Raw genomic sequence first — 606 nt, forward strand, 5'->3', positions numbered from 1 at the left:
CTGTTGCTGGTGTAGATATAGATGGCGGTGGTGGTATATTCCGTGGTGAGAATATTTTGGAACTATATAAGTCTCGAACAATGATAGAGAGAGCCTTGTTAAGTAAAGTTGATAAGGATGGACAGAAAGTCTTATTGCTTGACAGCTACATTGACTTTAATCATTTGAAAAAAGATTGGGCAGAAAATGAGCAGTTAAAGAACATCACATTTAATGAAGTAAAGTCAAGAGATTCATTAGTGCAGCTATCTAGGCTTCAAGACAGTATATTAGGCAAAATAGTTGATGATATCAATCAGAACTATTTAGCCGTTAGTAAACCAGATAAGAAACTAAGTATTATAAAGGCAGACGTAAGATCAGAGAATGAGTTTTTTGCCAAGAAGTTTAATGAAGAGATAGTTAAAACTGTGAATGATTTCTACGTTCAAACGAAAACCAAGAAGTCATTACAAAATATTGATATTTTAAGAGAGAAAAGAGATTCGGTAAATGCAGTAATCAAAGGTGCAATTTCATCAGCAGCGGTTGTTACAGATCAGACACCTAATTTAAACCCAACCAGACAATTTCAAAGAATTGTACCAATACAGCAATCACAGCTAT

1 pseudogene is annotated in these 606 nt (G+C 34.2%); it reads left to right on the top strand.

The features are described from left to right. Positions 1 to 606 (top strand): annotated as a pseudogene (locus tag JHD69_RS20115) (lipopolysaccharide biosynthesis protein); the annotation flags it as partial.

Source organism: Pedobacter sp. ASV12 (assembly GCF_016429155.1).
Classification (GTDB): domain Bacteria; phylum Bacteroidota; class Bacteroidia; order Sphingobacteriales; family Sphingobacteriaceae; genus Pedobacter.